This is a genomic window from Smaragdicoccus niigatensis DSM 44881 = NBRC 103563 (genome assembly GCF_000380645.1).
Classification (GTDB): domain Bacteria; phylum Actinomycetota; class Actinomycetes; order Mycobacteriales; family Mycobacteriaceae; genus Smaragdicoccus; species Smaragdicoccus niigatensis.
The window spans coordinates 219,914-237,589 of record NZ_AQXZ01000013.1 but is presented as its reverse complement, the minus strand read 5'-3'; the positions used below and the strand labels follow the sequence as shown (position 1 = coordinate 237,589).

At 65.5% G+C, this 17,676-nt stretch carries 17 protein-coding genes; 14 read left to right on the top strand and 3 right to left on the bottom strand.

The window, feature by feature from the left end; translation table 11 throughout:
• Positions 1-8 precede the first annotated feature (8 nt).
• From F600_RS0106700 to F600_RS0106685, 4 genes are all read left to right on the top strand, one after another.
• A complete protein-coding gene (locus tag F600_RS0106700; protein ID WP_018159826.1) occupies positions 9-662 on the top strand; it encodes a response regulator transcription factor in 654 nt (217 codons plus the stop codon).
• A 114-nt stretch (positions 663-776) separates the two neighbouring features.
• Entirely contained in the window at positions 777-1,322 is a 546-nt protein-coding gene (locus tag F600_RS0106695) for a hypothetical protein (RefSeq protein WP_018159825.1), read from the top strand.
• A 12-nt stretch (positions 1,323-1,334) separates the two neighbouring features.
• Positions 1,335-2,474, top strand: coding sequence for a sensor histidine kinase (locus F600_RS31550; protein WP_018159824.1), 1,140 nt, complete (start codon positions 1,335-1,337; stop codon positions 2,472-2,474).
• A gap of 4 nt (positions 2,475-2,478) precedes the next feature.
• Positions 2,479-3,567: a sensor histidine kinase gene (locus F600_RS0106685; RefSeq protein WP_018159823.1), complete on the top strand. Its 1,089-nt coding sequence runs from the start codon at positions 2,479-2,481 to the stop codon at positions 3,565-3,567.
• On the opposite strand, the gene F600_RS27225 is transcribed toward F600_RS0106685, so the two are convergent.
• Positions 3,564-4,373 carry a DUF4436 family protein gene (locus F600_RS27225; protein WP_018159822.1) on the bottom strand — a complete coding sequence of 270 codons (810 nt, stop codon included), beginning with the start codon at positions 4,371-4,373 and terminating at the stop codon, positions 3,564-3,566. The two genes, F600_RS0106685 and F600_RS27225, sit on opposite strands and share 4 nt — an antisense overlap.
• Before the next feature lie 119 nt (positions 4,374-4,492).
• On the opposite strand from F600_RS27225, the gene F600_RS0106675 reads away from it, so the two are divergent.
• Complete coding sequence (locus F600_RS0106675; RefSeq protein WP_018159821.1) at positions 4,493-4,894, top strand: DoxX family protein; 402 nt, start codon at positions 4,493-4,495, stop codon at positions 4,892-4,894.
• Positions 4,895-4,942: 48 nt separating this feature from the next.
• Here the strand turns inward: F600_RS0106675 and F600_RS27220 are convergent, their stop codons facing one another.
• Positions 4,943-6,187 (bottom strand): PrsW family intramembrane metalloprotease, encoded by a 1,245-nt coding sequence (locus F600_RS27220; protein ID WP_018159820.1) that lies wholly within the window; start codon positions 6,185-6,187, stop codon positions 4,943-4,945.
• Positions 6,188-6,284: 97 nt separating this feature from the next.
• Between F600_RS27220 and F600_RS0106665 the strand changes: the two genes are divergently transcribed.
• A complete protein-coding gene (locus F600_RS0106665) occupies positions 6,285-7,388 on the top strand; it encodes a hypothetical protein (protein ID WP_018159819.1) in 1,104 nt (367 codons plus the stop codon).
• 194 nt (positions 7,389-7,582) lie between these two features.
• Entirely contained in the window at positions 7,583-8,446 is an 864-nt protein-coding gene (locus F600_RS0106660) for a DUF1906 domain-containing protein (RefSeq protein ID WP_081628738.1), read from the top strand.
• On the opposite strand, the gene F600_RS0106655 is transcribed toward F600_RS0106660, so the two are convergent.
• Positions 8,421-9,437: an AraC family transcriptional regulator gene (locus F600_RS0106655; RefSeq protein WP_018159817.1), complete on the bottom strand. Its 1,017-nt coding sequence runs from the start codon at positions 9,435-9,437 to the stop codon at positions 8,421-8,423. The genes F600_RS0106660 and F600_RS0106655 overlap by 26 nt on opposite strands.
• Before the next feature lie 101 nt (positions 9,438-9,538).
• Between F600_RS0106655 and F600_RS0106650 the strand changes: the two genes are divergently transcribed.
• From F600_RS0106650 to F600_RS0106620, 7 genes are all read left to right on the top strand, one after another.
• Positions 9,539-10,090: a 2,4'-dihydroxyacetophenone dioxygenase family protein gene (locus tag F600_RS0106650; RefSeq protein WP_018159816.1), complete on the top strand. Its 552-nt coding sequence runs from the start codon at positions 9,539-9,541 to the stop codon at positions 10,088-10,090.
• Positions 10,090-11,517: a WS/DGAT/MGAT family O-acyltransferase gene (locus tag F600_RS0106645; protein ID WP_018159815.1), complete on the top strand. Its 1,428-nt coding sequence runs from the start codon at positions 10,090-10,092 to the stop codon at positions 11,515-11,517. The genes F600_RS0106650 and F600_RS0106645 overlap by 1 nt, the downstream gene beginning before the upstream one ends.
• Positions 11,518-11,620: 103 nt before the next feature.
• The gene (locus tag F600_RS0106640) at positions 11,621-13,054 is read left to right on the top strand and encodes a cytochrome ubiquinol oxidase subunit I (protein WP_018159814.1); all 1,434 of its coding nucleotides are present in this window, start codon (positions 11,621-11,623) and stop codon (positions 13,052-13,054) included.
• A gap of 9 nt (positions 13,055-13,063) precedes the next feature.
• Positions 13,064-14,083 (top strand): cytochrome d ubiquinol oxidase subunit II, encoded by a 1,020-nt coding sequence (gene cydB / locus F600_RS0106635; RefSeq protein WP_026306240.1) that lies wholly within the window; start codon positions 13,064-13,066, stop codon positions 14,081-14,083.
• On the top strand, positions 14,080-15,624 hold the full coding sequence (locus F600_RS0106630; protein ID WP_018159812.1) for an ABC transporter ATP-binding protein/permease: 1,545 nt from the start codon (positions 14,080-14,082) through the stop codon (positions 15,622-15,624). The genes cydB and F600_RS0106630 overlap by 4 nt, the downstream gene beginning before the upstream one ends.
• On the top strand, positions 15,611-17,209 hold the full coding sequence (locus F600_RS27215) for an amino acid ABC transporter ATP-binding/permease protein (protein ID WP_018159811.1): 1,599 nt from the start codon (positions 15,611-15,613) through the stop codon (positions 17,207-17,209). Before F600_RS0106630 ends, F600_RS27215 begins: the two co-directional genes overlap by 14 nt.
• Entirely contained in the window at positions 17,206-17,673 is a 468-nt protein-coding gene (locus tag F600_RS0106620; protein WP_018159810.1) for a nitroreductase/quinone reductase family protein, read from the top strand. The genes F600_RS27215 and F600_RS0106620 overlap by 4 nt, the downstream gene beginning before the upstream one ends.
• Positions 17,674-17,676 lie beyond the last annotated feature (3 nt).

Below are 17,676 nucleotides of genomic sequence, written 5' to 3'. Positions count from 1 at the left end.
ATGTGCGGGTGACCATCCGGGTTCTCATCGCCGATGACCAGCAGCTTTTGCGTGCCGGCTTCACGGTGATCCTCAACGCGGAACCGGACATCGAGGTCGTTGCCGAAGCTCACGACGGGGTCGAGGCGGTTCGGCAGGCGCAGCTGATCAGGCCGGACGTCGTCCTCATGGACATTCGCATGCCGAACCTCGATGGGCTCGCCGCGACCGAGCAGTTGATGCGCCTCCGCACGCCGCCCAAGGTTGTCGTGCTCACGACGTTCGACCTCAATGAGTACGTCTATCGCGCGATCCGTGCCGGTGCGAGTGGCTTTCTGTTGAAGGACGCTCCATCGTCGCGGCTCGTTGCCGCGGTCCGAGCAGCCGCCGGTGGCGATTCGCTGATCGAGCCGTCGATCACCAAGCGCATGGTCGAGGCGTTCGCGCCGGCCACATCGCAAGCCGTACCCAAGGAGCTGTCGAATCTCACGAGTCGCGAGACCGATGTGCTTCGACTCCTGGCCCGCGGACGATCGAACGCCGAGATCGCGGGCGAACTCTTCGTTTCCGAAACGACCGTCAAAACCCACGTGGCGAACCTGCTCACCAAGCTCGGAGTGCGGGACCGTGTGCAGGCGGTGGTTCTCGCTTACGAGACCGGCTTCGCGCGGCGAGACGCGTAGTTCATCCTTTCGGATGAGGCCGCTGCGAACTATTCGTCCCATTGGCCGACGAAGCCGAATATGTGCTGGTCATAACGTCAATTCAGATCCACACGGGACCTGAAAGGACTTCCTATGAACACCATTTTCACGGGCGTTCGACCGCTCGACTATGTTATTGCCGTGCTGTTCGTTCTCGCGGGCGCCGGACTGATGCTCGTCAACATGAACGCCAGCCCCGCTGACATGGGCGACCTCGCCAGCCCGATCGAATCCCAGTCATGGTTGCTCGTGCCGACCTTCGCCCTGGCGATGGTGCCGATTCTGTGGCGGAGGGCGAATCAGGCGGCGGCGATCGGAGGTGCCGTCGCACTGATCGGGGTCCACGATCTGATGTTCGGCAGTGTCATCCGCTGCGGAGTCGGCCTGCCACTGAGCCTCTTCCTGGCGTACGCGGTCGCCCGATTCGCGCCGAAGGCACACTTGCTGCCGCTGCTGATCGGGGTTGCTGTCGTCCAGGTCGTCGTGTTCGTGGACGATTCGGCGGCGGGACTCGAAGCGATGCCGTTCGCGCTGGGACTTGGCGCGGTTGCTTTCGGGATCGGCCTGCTGGTTCGCGCGATCAGCGCGAAAATGGCACGGCGAGAGTCGGCACGGACTCTCGAACCCGCCTACGTCTGACGGAGAGGGAGAATGATGTACGTCTTGTTGCGTGGCGTGCGCCCCCTCGACGTCGTCATCGCGGTGCCGCTGGTGATACTGGCGGCGCTGCTGGCGTCGGTGCAGGTGGGAGCGCCCGTCGGCGTGCCCGATGCGGATGGCGTCATCATTGATTCCAACTCATTCTGGATCGTGCCGTTGTTCGTGATTCCGCCGCTTGTAGTGGTGTGGTGGCGACGCAGCGTGATCAAGGTGACCGCTGTCGCGACGACTGTCATGGCGCTGCACGATCTGTTGTTCGGTCATCTCACGCGGTGCGGTTCTGGTCTTCCCCTCGCGTTCGTGCTTGCGTTCCTCGTGGGTCTTCAATTGCGCGGACGGGACCTGTGGGTCGGCTATGGGGTGGTCGCGCTGCTCAACGTGGCAGTGCTTGTGTTCGATTCGTCGGCGGGCCGGGACATTCTTCCGGCGACCCTGGCGATCTCGCTCGGACTCGTCGGTCTCGGCTTCCTCGCGCAATCACGCACGAAGATGGCGCAGGAGCTCAAGGCGCACAACGCCGAGTTGCAGCGCCTGCGAGACCAGAACGCGGCGCTCGAGGTGTCCGGCGATCGCATACGGTTGTCTTCCGATCTCGACGCGCTGCTCGACCAGCACCTGTCCGAACTCGCCGCGATCGCGGACGCGGGCCTCGACGTCGATCCGGAGGATGCGCGCCGCCGGCTCGCCGAACTCGAAGAGCGAAGTCGGGACACACTGGGCCGCATGCGCGAGATCGTCGGGACACTGCGCGGCGGGGAAGTGGCCTTGTCTCCGGCTCCGTCGGTCACGCAGCTCGACGCGTTGCTGACGCGCGAGGGACACAGGAATGGGCGGTTGTCGGTCGAGGGTGATCCGCGAGTGCTTCCGCCGAGTATCGAACTGTCGGCGTACCGGATCGTTGAGCATCTCCTTGCGGTGCTCGGCAACGACGACGAGGCGGTCGACGTTCGAATGACGTTCGCCGACGATGCGCTCGAACTCTCGATCACGGGACCGCTGACTCGTGGTGCCGATGTCGACCAAGCGGTCTCGCGAGCGCGTGAGCGTGCTCGACTCCAGGACGGGACGCTCGACGTCAAGGTCTCGCGTGGGCATGCGCGGGCGCGGGCACAGATTCCGGTCGCGGTCTAGCGCCATGCTGCGCCGCCAGGAATCAGCTGTGATCGCCGGCGGTGTTCTGCTTGTTCTCGTGGCGGTCGCGGTGACCGGGAAACTACCTCCCGGCCTGCATGAATGTCTGACCTATGCGGTCGTGCTCGGGATCGGTCTGCCGCTGCTGTGGTGGCGACGGCACCCGGCCGCCGCCCTTGTTGTTGCCTGCACCGTGGTCATGGCTGGGATCGAGCTCGACCTCGATCCCGGAAATTCGGCGTTCCCGTTGTTTTTCGCTCTCGCGGCGATCTTCGGCTTCTGCTTCCGCGGCCGAGCCGCGTGGATTGCGGCCGGCGCATTTGTCCTGTGGATTGCCGCGGTGTACTGGCGGACGGGTGACGATTCACCTGGCTTCCTGGTCCTGCTGACGCCCGGATACCTCGGTGGGGTGGTGCTGCGGCTGCGCGATGAGACCGCCAAACAGTTGGAGATCCGTCGGACGGAGCTCGAGGCGGAGCGAGAGTTGTTCGCGCAGCTTTCGGTGCGTAATGAGCGGGCTCGGATCGCCGCGGAATTGCACGACATCATCGGCCACGCGTTGAGCGTCATGGTCGTGCAGGCGGCCGCAGGGCAACGCCTCGTCGACGCCGATCCGGCGCTCGCGGGAAATGCGCTCGCGACGATTGCCGACTCCGCTCGGCGTGGCCGCGAAGATCTGCACAAGTTGGTCGGGCTGCTCGGCGGCGAAGAGGTGGGCTCACCGGATCTGTCGATGATCGAGGAGATCGTCGGTCGGGCCACGGCGAGCGGGCTGAAGGTGACGTGTCGCTTCGAAGGCGATCGTGACGGGGTCGCTGCAGAGGCGGCCCAGCTGGGATTTCGAGTGGTTCAAGAAGGTCTGACCAACGCACTGCGGTATGCGCCGGGCGCTGCCGTGCGCGTACTGGTTCGCGGCGCGGGGCGAAGCCTGATCGTGCGTGTGGAGAACGACCCGGCGGTCGACGCTTCGCCATCGATCCTGGGAGTGGGAAGCGGCCTTCGCGGGCTCCGCGAGCGTGTGCAGCAGCTTGGTGGCCGGGTCGTCGCTGGGCCGACGCTGGGCGGGGGATGGGTGCTGGAAGCGAACCTCTAGCCGGCTTTCCACCAGCACCGCGCGTAGACGCCCATCGAGACGACCAACGCGGCCAGCACCCAGACGACGACGAGCCGATCGACCCAGGCGCCGATGGGCGGCGCGCCTGGAAGTAGAGATCGCAGCGGTACGACCGCAAAAACCATCGCGGCGAACCACGTCATCATCGGGGGGTAGAACGGCCGTCGCCCGCGCAGCGTCTGCGCGGCGACGATCACGGCCATCGCCGCAATCGCGATCAACATCGCGCACAACACGAATGCGGAGACCACCGTTCCGGCGGGGCGCGAGAAGGCGAGGTGGTGCGACTCGTGCTGGTCGTGCAGGAATCCGGCCGGCAGGCCGACTATTTCGACCGTGACCGGGATGTTCTGCCCCGACTCGGTGACGAGGTAGACGTCGAACGGAATCGTGTACTTGTCGAACGGCCACTTCTTCGGGTCGCCGTTCGCGCTGAACGGGATCGTGATCGTGCCCGGTACGGTGCCGGCCGCGAAGCGAAGGTCTGATGGCTGCGAGATCGGATCGATTTCGAGGGTCACCGTCTCGTCGAGCTTGTTGTCGGCGCCGGTCAATCGATTGCCGGGGATGAAACTGATCTGGACGTTGATGATGTTGCGCGTGGTCTCGATGTCCGTGGGGTCGATGCGCACGACGGGCTCGTCTTTGCTGATGGCCGGGCCGCCGCTGACCGGCTCCTCGTCGAAGACGAACCAGAAGATCTCGAGCCCCACGCAGAACGCCACGATGAGCCCGATGATCAGCCACGTCCGCTTGCGTGACCCGGGCTTGGTCGGGGACGTCACGAATCTGATTGTCGCAGAGTGGCGTCGGTCACACCAGGAATGGTTGACATGGGAACCATGTTGTACCGGTCAGCGGGGACGGATACACCGCCACCGAAAGACCACAAAGGTGAATCGCAATGGACATCATTCTTCTCGTCGGCCGAATCCTCTTCGCCGCACTCTTCATCGGCTCGGCTGTGGGCCACCTGACTCAGGCGGATGGAATGGCCGGCTATGCCCAGGCGAAGGGAGTGCCGTTCGCGAAGCTGTCCGTTGAGCTTTCGGGTGTCGTCCTGGCCCTCGGTGGCCTGAGCGTCCTGTTCGGCATTTACGGCGAGATCGGCTCGCTCCTTCTGGCGCTGTTCCTCCTCCCGACCGCGTTCCTGTTCCACAACTTCTGGACCGAGAAGGACCCGCAGGCCAAGCAGATGGCGCAGATCTCCTTCAACAAGGACATCGCTCTCGCCGGTGCGGCGCTCGCTCTGGCATGGGTCTTCGCCCAGGGCCCGGGACTCGCGATCACCAGCCCGCTGATCTGATCCGACGTCAAACGAATGCCCCGGCGACAAGCCGGGGCATTTTCATGTCTAGCGGTAGGTCGGTGGCATCGGCCCGGGCGCGTGCATTGGGGCCGCCATCACGCCGAATGGCTGGTAGCTCGCCGCGGGGGCCAGCATGCGCTTGCGATCGGTGAGTTTTGCGAGCAGTTCCTGTTGCTTGGCGGGGAAGTCGTTGAGGTGCTGTCCGGCGTTGGCCCGACGATGCAGGAAGGCCAATTCGGTCGCGGCCTGCTGCAGGTCGGCCATCGCCTGACCACCCTGCTTTCCGTAGACCGCGTTCGCCCAGCGACGCGCGGCTTTTCGGCCCTGCAGCGTGCATAGTGCCGGCAGTTCCCACGCGGCGATCCAGCCCGTTTGGGCATATGCCGGCAGGTGTGCCGCCACCACCTTCAGGTCCTGCTTTCGCGACCAGGCGATGAAGATGCCCATGCCGATGAACAGCGGAATCATGATGAGCCCGTACGTCAGCAGAATGACGCCGAAGGTGGCCGAGAAGTTCCACAGCCCATGCAACGCGACCGCGAGCGTGTAGCCGAGCAGAGGTGCGAGTACTCGGACCGCCGTGTGCCGGCTCAGGACCGCGATGCCCAATCCAATGCCGGTCATGATCGTGAACAGTGGGTGCGCGAACGGGGTGAAAACGCACCGCATCACGAACGTCAACAATGCGTCGTCGACGCCGCCGGGCGCAATCGTGATTGCGCCCTCGCCGCCCTTGGTTCCAGTCTGATAGGCGTTCGCGATGTACAGGATGTTCTCGGTGAACGCGAAACCGGCGGCGGTGAAACCCGCGTAGACGACGCCGTCCACGACCCCGTCGAATTCCGCTTTCCGGAACCACACCAGGAAGAACAGGATCAACGCCTTCGCGCCCTCTTCCACGACTGGCGCGACGAGATACGGCGACGCCGTCTCGCCGACGAGGGGAGTCAGGATCTCTTCGAGCGTCAGCGCGATCATGACCGAGAACGTTGCGCCCCACCCAAAAGCCATCAGAAGGTAGCGCCCGGGCTCGGGTTCAACGCGGTCGATCCACATGAAGACCGCGAGGACGATCGGTAACGGGAGCAATGCCAGCCCGATGCTGACGATCGCGGTGGCGGGTCCCTCGTACGCGAACACGAGCATGCTGCAGACCCAAATGAGTGCGCCACACACCATCGCGATCCACGTGAAGATCCGCAATGCGCGTCCGGAACTCGCCGGTCGGTACGGTCCGGGCGGGCCGGGCAGGGGAGCGGGCGTCATCGGTCCGGCGAATTGTGGGTACACGCCGCGATTATCTCCGTTGCGGAATGCAGCCCGCCTGTGAACTGCACCCCATTAAGGTGAAATCCATTCTGTTTCCCGCTCAGGTTGAGGAGCTGCCGTGTCGGGCACCCAGTGGATTTCGTACGAGGAGTTCGGTAGTCGGTTCTTCCGGCGCGCGGTGACCATGAAGCGGGTCGAGGCGGCGCTCGATGGAGTGACGGGCCACCACATCTCGATCGGTCCGCTCAACGTGGGGCTCGCCGGCGTCAACGCCGAGGGTGATGTCGGTAGCCCGTCGATAACCCAAGAGGGCGGCGACGATGTCGTCTTCAAGCTCGACATCCCGGTGACGCTCGGAATCGTCGCGCGGCTCGGTTCGGAGTTCCGGCTCAATGCAGGTATCGAGATCAGCCTCGAGTTGCGTGCCCGGCCCGCCGATCCGCTCCTCGTCGTGGTCGACATTCCGCAGGTCACGCTCGACGACGTCCGTCTCGTCATCAAGGCCGAAGCGCTTGGTTTCGGTGCGAAGATGTTGCTCGACCCGATCCTCGCGCCGCTCACCGCGCTGCTGCGGCAGGAGGTCGCGAACCGGGTGAACGCGATGCTCGCCGAACCGGAGTCGAAGGAAGGCCGGATCACCGATGTCGGCGCCGCGATCGACGACACCGAGCCCAAGATTCCGGCGAGACTGACGTTCATCAGCTACGCCGAGTTCGGCAAGCGCTTCATGCAGAAGGCCGTCACGCTGGACAAGCTCATCGACGGCACCGCGGACATGGACGGCGACACGATCGACATCGAGCCGTTGAAGGCCGGACCGAAGGACATGGCGACAGTGACCGCGCATGGCGTCATGCGGCGGCCTGCGGTGAAGATCCGCGGGGGACAGGACCACGCGTTCGACCTCACGATTCCGATCGATCTCGACCTGAACGTGGCAGTCGGGAGCAAGGACAACAAGTACCAGGCGAAGATCGACATCCCGCTCGTGCTCACCCCACGCGGTGCTGACCCGCTGTTGCTGATCCTCGATGTCCCGGCCCCGGATTCGGAGTCGATCAAGGTCGACCTCGAGGCGCAAGGTTTCCGGGCCAAGATGCTCGGTGCCGTCGGCGGAATCAAGGCTCAGTTGCAAGAGCAGGTCGCCGAATCGGTCGCCGAGCGTGTCCTGGACCAGAGTGGCCGTACCTACGACATCGGCGAACGCGTCGACAACGCCTGAGCTCTCGCGGCCACGCGACCTGACAGCCCCGCCAGCGGCATATTTCGCTGGCGGCGGTGACTGGTCGGTTGGCCGTTCGGTTTGTTGCGACTCGGCCACGTGACTGCATTGTGATTCCAACTCCCGCGTGGCGGATTGCTGCGCGGCCATCATTCCAATGGGAAACCAGGTGACTATTGGGATGGGTGGGAACGATGGGTCTCGAGCGGAAGCCGCTCTCCAGACGGAACGTGCTCCGGTACCTCGCAACAGGTGGTCTGGCCGGCGGCGCCACCATTGCCGCGGCTTCGGTGGCCAGCGCAACCGGTCTCGGCTCGCTCGAAAGTCTCTTCGGCACCTCTGAATCGACGCCTTCCACAGCGTCGACGCCACCCGCGCCGGTGTCTGCGCCCGCGGCTCCGGCCGTCCCCGCTGAGGAACCCGCTCCCGCTGCGCCCTCGTCGAACGATGTCGGGGGAGACCTCATCGACTATGCCGGCGGCGTTCCGTCGGCTGCCGCGATCGCCGCCGCCGGCTTCAAGGGTGCGATCCGCTACGTGTCCGACCGTCGCCCGGGCGCGGAGTGGATGGTCGGAAAGCCCATGCTCCAGACCGAGGCGCAGGCGCTGCAGGCGGCCGGACTCGCCGTCGTTTCGTGCTACCAGTTCGGCAAGGGCGACACCTCGGACTGGCGCGGCGGATACGACGCCGGCCTCAAGCACGCCAAGCGCGGACTCGAACTTCACCTCGCCGCGGGAGGTCCGAAGAACAAGCCGATCTACATGAGCATCGATGACAACCCGACGTTCGACGAGTTCGAGACGCTCATCGCGCCCTACCTGAAGGGCTGCCAGGAGGTGCTCGGCAAGTCCCTGACCGGCGTCTACGCAAACGCTCCGACCATCGGTTGGGCAACCGACGCCGGCTTCGGCACGTACTTCTGGCAGCACAACTGGGGTTCGAACGGCGTCGTGCACCCGGCCGCGCACATTCATCAGTACGAAATCGACAAGTTCACGGTCGATGGGGTCGGCGTCGACCGGAACAAGATTCTCAAGGCGGATTACGGGCGTTGGTAGATGTGCGTCGAATCGCTGACGGCGATTGACCGAACCACCTCTTTGATGACCTGGTCAGGGCACTCTGTTCGGTGTACCCGATGATGCTGGCGATCTGTCCGAGCGGAACGTCGGTGTCGCGTAGATACCGTTCGGCTTCCTGGCGGCGAACATCGTCCACCAGTTGGTCGAAGGATGTGCCGCGAGCTTCGAGATGACGCTGCAGGGTTCGTGGGTGTAGCGCGAGGTGGGCCGCGACCAGATCGCGGGTGAGCCGCCCCGTCGGCAGGGTGCGTCGGATGAGTTGCCGGATCGGCTCGACCGCGCTGGCGCCGGCGGGCCTCGCGATCGTGTTCAGGTACTCGCGCACGACGTCGTGGACCGCGGCATCGGCAGCCAACGGGCGGGACAGCAGGACGCGGGGGAACAGGAGCCCGTGGCCGGGCTTGCCGAACGAAACCGGGCAGTCGAAATATCGCTCATAGTCTCGTATCGGCCCAAGCGGCTGGTGCCGGAACTGGACTTCGGTGAGCGTGAACTCGGCCCCGGCGAACAGGCGGAGGGTTCGCAGCGCGAGGCCGATGCTCAACTCGGCTGACTGCGCGTGCGGTGGCACACGTTGCTCCACGATGCGCCATTCGAGCAGTGCGTTCCGGGTCGTGGCCTGCGGATCGATCGTGACCGACACCGATCCGCTGTACACGGACATGTACTGCTCGATCGCCGCCAATGCGGTGCCGACAGTGGCAGCGGTGCGCGCAGCGACGCCCACCGGTCCGAGGACTTCGATGCCCTGTCGCAACGCCAACTGCCGGCCGAAGTCGGGTGTCTTTGTCGCCGATGCCGCCGCTTCGAGGACCGCCATCACCGCCCGAGATCCGATGAAGCAGTCCTGATCTCCGACGGCCTCGACTGGCACGTGCGCCGTGCGGAGCAGTCGATCGGGGTCAGCGCCGAGGTCGTGGACGAGTTCCCGAAAGCCGAGGAGCGAGGTTCCGCGAATGAACGACATGTCTCGAAGTGTTAAAAGGTTGTCTCCTGCTGTCAAGACCCGGCGGTGGTTCGCGAGCAGAATTTTCCTTATCAACCCCACCAACCGAAAGGCCACCGATCATGACCGCCACCGCATCCCCCGAGATGGTCACCACCCGCGCCGGCGTACCGCTTCCTGTCGTCGCACTTCCGCAGGGCGAATTGCTGACCGTCAGCCTCGCCGACATCCCGCTTCTCAAGAACGCCCTCGGCCCCGGCCTGAGCTTCCACCCGCTGCGCCTCGACACCGAACGCAGTGAGTACGTCATCCTTGCCCGGATGGCTCCGGGCGTCGGCCTGCAGATCCACTACCACACGGGTCCGGCGCAGGTGTACACGCTGGCCGGCCGATGGATGTACGTCGAGTACCCGGACCAGCCGCAGACCGCAGGTTCCTACCTGTACGAGCCGGGCGGCTCGGTGCACACGTTCATGACGCCCGCGGACAACACCGAGGACACCGTCGCGCTCATCTGGGTCAGCGGCGCGAATGTCAACTTCAACGAGGACGGCACCTTTCACTCCGTGCTCGACACCGTCTCGCTGCAGTACCTCGCCGAAGCCGTCTCCGCGGCCCAGGGCACCAGCCTCTCCTACATCGGAGGCGGCGCCGCTGGCGTCGTGAAGTCCTGATGCGACAGCTCACCAGCCTCGACGCGCAGTTCCTCGCTTTCGAGGACGGCCGGACGCATGGACACGTCAGTGTCCTGGGCACCTACGCCCCGATGACCGCGGACGGCCGTTCCCTGAGCGCTGAGGTGATCATCGAACTCGTCACCGAACGGCTGCCGCTGTTGCCGCCGTTCCGGTGGCGCCTCGCTCGGGTCCCCTTCGACGTCGATCACCCCTACTGGGAGGACAGTGACGACGTCGACGTGGCGGCCCACGTGCACACGTCGACGCTTCCGGCCGGAGACGACCGCGAGTTGGCTGAGCACGTTGCCCAGATCATCGCTCAGCCACTGGACCGCTCGCGCCCGCTGTGGGAGATCCACGTGATCAACGGGCTGGCCGACGGCTCGGTTGGGGTGCTGATGAAGATGCACCACGCGGCCGTCGACGGGGTATCCGGCGCCGAGATCTTGTCCGCCCTGCTCGACCAGACCCCCGACGGGCGCGATGTGCCCGTCGCGGTGCCCACGGGCAGACGCCAGTCGGATTTCGAACTGTTTGGCCGCGGCCTGCTCAACGCCTGCCGGCACCCCGTGCGTGCCCTCGAGGTCGCAGCCCGCGCGCTGCCGCATCTCGACCAGGTGCCCACGCTCAGTGCGCTCCCAGGGATCAAGGCGCTGGCGCGTTCGGGTCGGCGCGGGCGACGGACCGAAGCGTCCGCCATGTCGGCACCGCGCACCCGATTCCAGGCGCCGGTGTCCGGCGAGCGCAGCGTGGCATTCGGATCTGTCTCGCTCAATGACGTCAAGGCCGTCAAGGAGCACTTCGGCTGCAGCGTCAACGACGTTGTCATCGCGATGTGTTCGGCAGGGCTGCGTTCGTGGCTCGACGCGAACGGGGAGTTGCCTGACCGACCGCTGGTGTCCTTCGTCCCGGTTTCGGTGCGCACCAAGGAGCAGGCTGGGACGTTCGGCAATCGGGTATCGGTCATGATGGCGGAATTGCCGACCGACGAGGCGGACGCCGCCGTTCGTTTGAAGCGGGTCAAGGCGGAGCTCAGCGCGGCCAAGCTGCACCACAAGACGCTTCCGCCGTCGCTCATGCAGGATGCGAACGACCTCGTGCCGCCGGCCTTGTTCGCCCGGACGGCTGGCGCGGCCCTGCGGTTCGGTGCGTCTCCACTGCTCCAGCCGGCTGTCAACGTCGCGATTTCCAACGTTCCCGGCTCTCCCACGACGCTGTTCTGTGCCGGCGCCGAACAACGGACGCAATACCCGATCTCCGGTGTCATGCATGGGATCGGTCTGAATATCACGGTGTTCAGCTATCGCGATGCCCTCGGGATCGGGATCGTTGCCGACCGCGGCCAGCTCGACGACGCTTGGCCCCTGCTCGGCGCCATCCAGGATGCGTTGCCGGAACTCGCCCGCCTGGTACCCACCATGTGAATCGTCACATTGACGCCGGGCCCGTTCCTACTACGCTGTGTCGTATAGAGGCGGGTGCTTAAGCCCGTCGACCGACGACCTTCAACGGTGAAGGAGGGGTCGCGTGACTTCACTCGACGTCGCCCGGTGGCAATTCGGCATCACGACCGTCTATCACTTCATCTTCGTGCCGCTGACGATCGGCCTCGCGCCGCTCGTCGCGTCCTTCCAGACTGCCTGGGTCATCACCGGCAACGAACGGTGGTACCGGCTCACAAAGTTCTTCGGCAAGCTGCTGCTCATCAACTTCGCGATTGGCGTCGCGACCGGAATCGTGCAGGAATTCCAGTTCGGGATGAACTGGAGCGAGTACTCGAAGTTCATCGGTGACGTCTTCGGTGCGCCGCTCGCACTCGAGGGAATCGTCGCGTTCTTCCTCGAATCGACGTTCCTCGGACTGTGGATCTTCGGTTGGGATCGCCTGCCGAAGCTTGTTCACCTGGGCACGATCTGGATGGTCGCGATCGGCGTCAACGCCTCAGCGTTCTTCATCATCGCGGCGAACTCGTTCATGCAGCATCCCGTCGGCGCGACGTTCGACCCGGAGCGCGGGCGTCCGGTGCTCACCGACATCTGGGCGCTGCTCACGAACAACACGGCACTTGCCGCGTTCCCGCACGCGGTCGCCGGTGCGTTCTTCACGGCTGGCACGTTCATCGCCGGTATCGCCGGTTGGTGGCTGGTCAAGACCGCACGCAGCGGTCAGACGGAAGATCTTGGGTTGTGGCGCAAGGCATCCCGTATCGGAATGGTGGTCATCGCAGTGTCGGGAATCGCGCTGGTCCTCACCGGTGACATCCAGGGCAAGCTGATGTTCAAGCAGCAGCCCATGAAGATGGCCTCTGCTGAATCGCTGTGCCACGGTGGCCTCGACCCCGACTTTTCGGTCCTGACCATCGGAACGCACAACAACTGCGACAGCGTCACCCACCTCGTCGAGGTGCCGGGCGTGCTGTCGTGGCTGGCCGAGGGCCAGTTCTCCGGCGTCGAACTCGGCGGAGTCGTCGACCTGCAGGACAAGTATCAGCTCAAGTTCGGCCCCGGCGACTACCGCCCGAATCTCTTCGTCACCTACTGGTCGTTCCGCGTGATGATGGGTATGGCCGCACTGTCGGCGGCCCTCTCGCTCGCGGGGTTGTGGCTCACGCGCGGCGGACGAAATCCGGATCAGAAGTGGTTCGCGTGGCTGTCGCTCGCCGCGATCCCGGCGCCGTTCCTCGGCAACATCGCCGGCTGGGTCTTCACCGAGATGGGTCGCCAGCCCTGGGTTGTCGCACCGAATCCGGATGGCGATCCACGCATCCGGCTCATGGTGCAAGACGCGGTTTCCGGCCACCCGACGACGACCGTTGTCGTGTCGCTGGTGACGTTCACGCTGCTCTACGCGGTTCTCGCCGTCCTGTGGGCGGGCCTGATGCGCCGCTACGTGATCGAGGGAGCGCGGGAGAAACCGAACGTGCATGAGGACGACCACGAACTCCTCTCGTTCGCGTACTAGGAGGACATGATGACTCTCCCTGAACTGTGGTTCATCGCCGTCGCGGTGTTGTTCACCGGCTATTTCGTGCTCGAGGGCTTCGACTTCGGCGTCGGCATGCTGTTCCCGGTGCTCGGCCGGACCGACAATCGGCGACGCGTGCTGCTCAACACCATCGGGCCCGTGTGGGACGGGAACGAGGTGTGGCTCATCACCGCGGTCGGCGCGATGTTCGCGGCGTTCCCGGCCTGGTACGCCACGATGTTCTCCGGGTTCTACCTGCTCATGCTGCTGATCCTGGTGTCGCTCATCGTGCGCGTCGTGTCCATCGAGTGGCGCGGCAAGATCAACGACCCGGCTTGGCGCCGACTGTGCGACGCCGGAATCATGACCGGGTCGTTCGTCCCGTCGTTCCTGTGGGGCGTGATCTTCAGCAACATCGTGGCGGGTCTCGCGATCGACAAGACCGGGTATGTGACGTCGGGATTCTCGGACCTGTTCAACGCCTATGCGGTGCTCGGCGGACTGACGACTCTTGCGCTGTTCCTCCTGCATGGAACTGTGTTCGTGGCGCTCAAGTCTGCTGGTGACGTGAGTATCGACGCCCGTTTGCTTGTGCGGCGGTTCGGGGTGCTGCCGGTCGCGTTCGTCGCCGCGTTCTCGGTGTGGACGCAGATCGAGTTCGGTAAGTCGTGGACGTTGATCGTCGCAGGGGGCGTCGTCGGGGCTCTCCTGGCAGCGTGGGTTCTCGCCGCGATCGAACGCGACGGTTGGGCGTTCGCCTTCACGACCCTCAGCGTCGCCGGCCTCGGAGTTCTGCTGTTCGGATCGCTGTTCCCGAACGTCCTCCCGTCGACCATCGACCCCGAGTTCACGCTGACGATCGCCAATGCGGCGTCGAGTCACTACACGCTCAAGATCGTCGGATGGCTGGCACTCATCTTCGGCCCGATCGTTCTGCTGTACCAGGGATGGACGTACTGGGTTTTCCGCAAACGCATTGCGGTCGAACACATTCCGCCGTCCATCGGGCTCAGTCTCCGACGATGAGCACCACCACGACCCGCGGTCCGATTGACCTCGGACTGGTGCGCGAATCCGCGCGGACCAGGCGACACATCGCGGCGACGATCGCGCTGACCACGGGTTCGGCGGTCGCGATCGTCGCCGGTGCGGTGTGCATCGGGACAGTGCTCGCGGGCGTCACCACCGGCGAGGGTTTCTCGCCGTGGGCGCTTGGTGGACTCGCTGTCGCGGTCCTCGGCGATGCGATGTGCACGTGGCTGCGCGAACGGTACGGGCATCGCGCTGCCGACGAGATCGTCACGGGTCTGGAGATGGACGTGCTGGCGTCCGTGGCGAAGCGTCGGGGCAGGCCGGACGACGACCTCGCGCACGACGCGTTCGTACTGGTCACGCGCACGTTGACTGACCTGCGCGTATACCTCGGTGAGTACGTCCCGGCGCTCGGTGCGGCGCTGACCGTGCCCCCGATCGTCCTGGCCGTGATCGCGTATTTCGATCTCACCTCTGCCGTCATCGTGGTCGTGACGATTCCGTTCGTCCCGCTGTTCATGGTCCTCATCGGCCTGCTGAGCAAGGATCGTGCGGTTGCCACGCTCGCCACACTCACCCGGCAGTCCGCCGAGATGCTCGACGTGCTCGAAGGTCTGCCGACGCTGCGGGCACTCGGGCGCGAGCGGGGTCTTGAAAAGCAGCTGCGCCGAACCGGCGATCGGTATCGGCATACCGCGCTCGGGGCGCTGCGGGTCGCCTTCCTGTCGTCGCTCGTGCTGGAGTTCATCGCGACGCTGAGCGTGGCGCTCGTCGCCGTGAGTATCGGTTTGCGTCTCGTGTTCGGCGATATGCCGCTCGCTGCGGGAGTCATCGCGCTGATCCTCGCGCCGCATGTTTACGGCCCCATCCGGTCTGTCGGGGCGAAGTTCCACGCGGCTGAAGACGGAGTCGCCGCGTTGGAGCGGGCGCGCGCCCTGCTGGAATCCGAGCCCGTCGTCACGGTGCCCACCAACCTGACCGCGACCATTCGGGCTGGTCAGATCACGGCCCTGGTGGGACCCAACGGCAGCGGAAAGTCGACGGCGTTGCTGACGATGCTCGGCCTCGTCGAGCCGACCTCGGGAAACATCACCATCGACGGCGCCACCGACTGGCAGCAGGTGGCGTGGTTGCCGCAGCACCCGGCGATCGTGCCCGGAACCCTCCGCGAGAATCTCCGGCTCTCCGGCCTCAGCAGTGTCGATGAGCAGGTCCTTCGTGCTTGTGCCGCAACCGGATTCGACGACGTCCTCGCGACGCTTCCGGACGGATGGGACACCCACATCGGCGTCCGCGGGGAGGGGCTTTCGCGCGGTCAGCAACAACGTCTGGCACTCACGCGAGTGCTGGCCAGCCCGCGCAGCGTTCTCCTACTCGACGAGCCGACTGCCCACCTTGACGACGCAGCCGAACAGCGCGTCATTTCGGCGATCCGAGAACGCGCCCACCGCGGGGACACGGTCGTAGTCGTAGCCCACCGCCCGGCGCTCATTGCCGCCGCTGACTCGATCGTTGAAGTCCATGCTGGCGAATGACCCGCTGTGGCGTGCTCTCCACCTCGCGACTCCCGCGCGGCGCAAGATCCTGTTCGCGATCGCGCTTGGTGTCGCCGCCTCCGGAAGCGCCCTCGCGCTGAGTGCCACGTCGGCCTGGCTCATCGCCCGGGCCTGGGAGATGCCGCCGGTTCTGATGTTGTCGGTGGCGGTCGTCAGCGTGCGCGCGCTCGGCATCTCGCGCGGGGTGCTGCGGTATCTCGAACGGTTGTCGACGCATGACGCCGCGCTCGACGGAACCACCAATGCGCGCGTGTCGATCTATCGCCAACTGTCCGTCGGCAACCCGCAGGTTCTGAGCCGCACCCGGCGAGGCGAATTGCTTATGCGAACGGGCGCGGACGTCGACCGCATCTCCCAGGTTCTCGTGCGCGCGATCGTTCCGGCGACCGTTGCCGGGGTCATGTCGATTGCCGCGGTCGTGATCGTCGGGCTGATCTCGGTTCCCGCTTCGGCGGCCCTGGCGATCGCGTTGCTGGTCGCGGTTGTGGGTGCGCCATGGCTTGCCAGCCGCGGTGCCCGACTTCAGCAGTCGCGAACCGCTGACCTGCGCACCGAGTTCGCGGCCTACGCGTCGACGGTTCTCGAACACTCTGCAGAGCTGCGGGTGACCGGTCGACTCGATCAGATGCTGGGCGAGGCACGAAGGGCTGCTGAGCAAGCCCGCCGCGCAAGCGATCGGACGGCGTGGCATGCCGCGCTGTCGTCGGCGTCCATCCCCGTCGCCGCGGGCATTGCAGTCATCGCAGCGCTGCTCGCAGCGATCGGATCGACCGACCTTCCGCCGACGAGCCTTGCCGTCCTCGTCCTTGTCCCGCTGGCGGTGACCGAGATCGCGAGCGCATTGCCTGCTGCGGCGATCGAGCTTGGGCAGGCTCGGCGGGCGGCTGTGCGGCTCATGGACCTCCTCGACCGTGCGGAATCTGCGAGCGCAGAGGGGAGAGCGCGGGTCGACGTACCGGAGGTCGACGTGCCACCGGGTGGGCGGCTCGCTGTCACCGGCCCGAGTGGTTCCGGCAAGACGACCTTGTTGCTGAAGTTGGCGGCGCAGGATCCGTCGGCGGCGTACTTCTCCGAGGACGCCCACCTCTTCCGCACCTCGATCTTCGAGAACCTCCGGGTTTCCAATGGTGCGCTGACCACTGAAGAAGCCTGGCAGGCGCTGCGTTTGGTCGGCCTGGACGAGTGGGTGCACGAGGTCGGCATCGACTTCGTCCTGCGTTCCGGTGAACGCAGCCTCTCCGCCGGCCAACGGCGACGCCTCCTTCTAGCCCGGGCGCTGGTTTCGCCCGCCCAGGTGCTGCTTCTCGACGAGCCGACGGAGAACCTCGACGACGTGAGCGCGCGGCACTTGCTGGAGTGGCTCCTCGACCCGGCGTCCGACCTGCTGGTTCCCGGCCGCAGCGTCGTCGTTGCGACGCACGCCCCGGTCCCGTCGCCAACGATTCGGTGGTCTCCTGGCGGCGTCATCGAAATATGTAGTTGGCGGACCCAGGGGAGCACCGAATCGTTTCAACGCGGCGGACCAGGGGGTCCGCGAGTAACCTCGCCGACGTGGGTCAAATGAGCGCAGAGCGTCCGGCCGGCGAGGCGCGGACCATGCGGTACCAGAGCGTCGTCAACAAGATCACGACTGCGATCCTGAGGTCTCCGTTGGCAAAGGGCCCCGGTCAGGCGCTTGTTCTGCTGCATGTCGTCGGACGAAAGACCGGTCGTCATTTCGACGTGCCGGTGGCGTACGCGCGTGACGGCGATGCGCTCGTGGTCGGTACGCCCTTCGCTTGGGCCCGGAACATGCGCACCGGTGAACCCGTCGAAGTCCATTACATGGGCAAACTGCGAGTCGCCGATGTCGAGGTGCGCTCTGATGTCGACGACACCATGGCCGACTACGCGATCCTCTGCCGAGTGAACAAGCAGTTCGCGAAGTTCAACAACATTCGCCGGGATGCCGCAGGGGATACTGACCCGGCAGATCTGCGTGCTGCGTGGGAACAGGGCGGCCCGGCGTATCGCCTGACCCTGCGCTAGGCC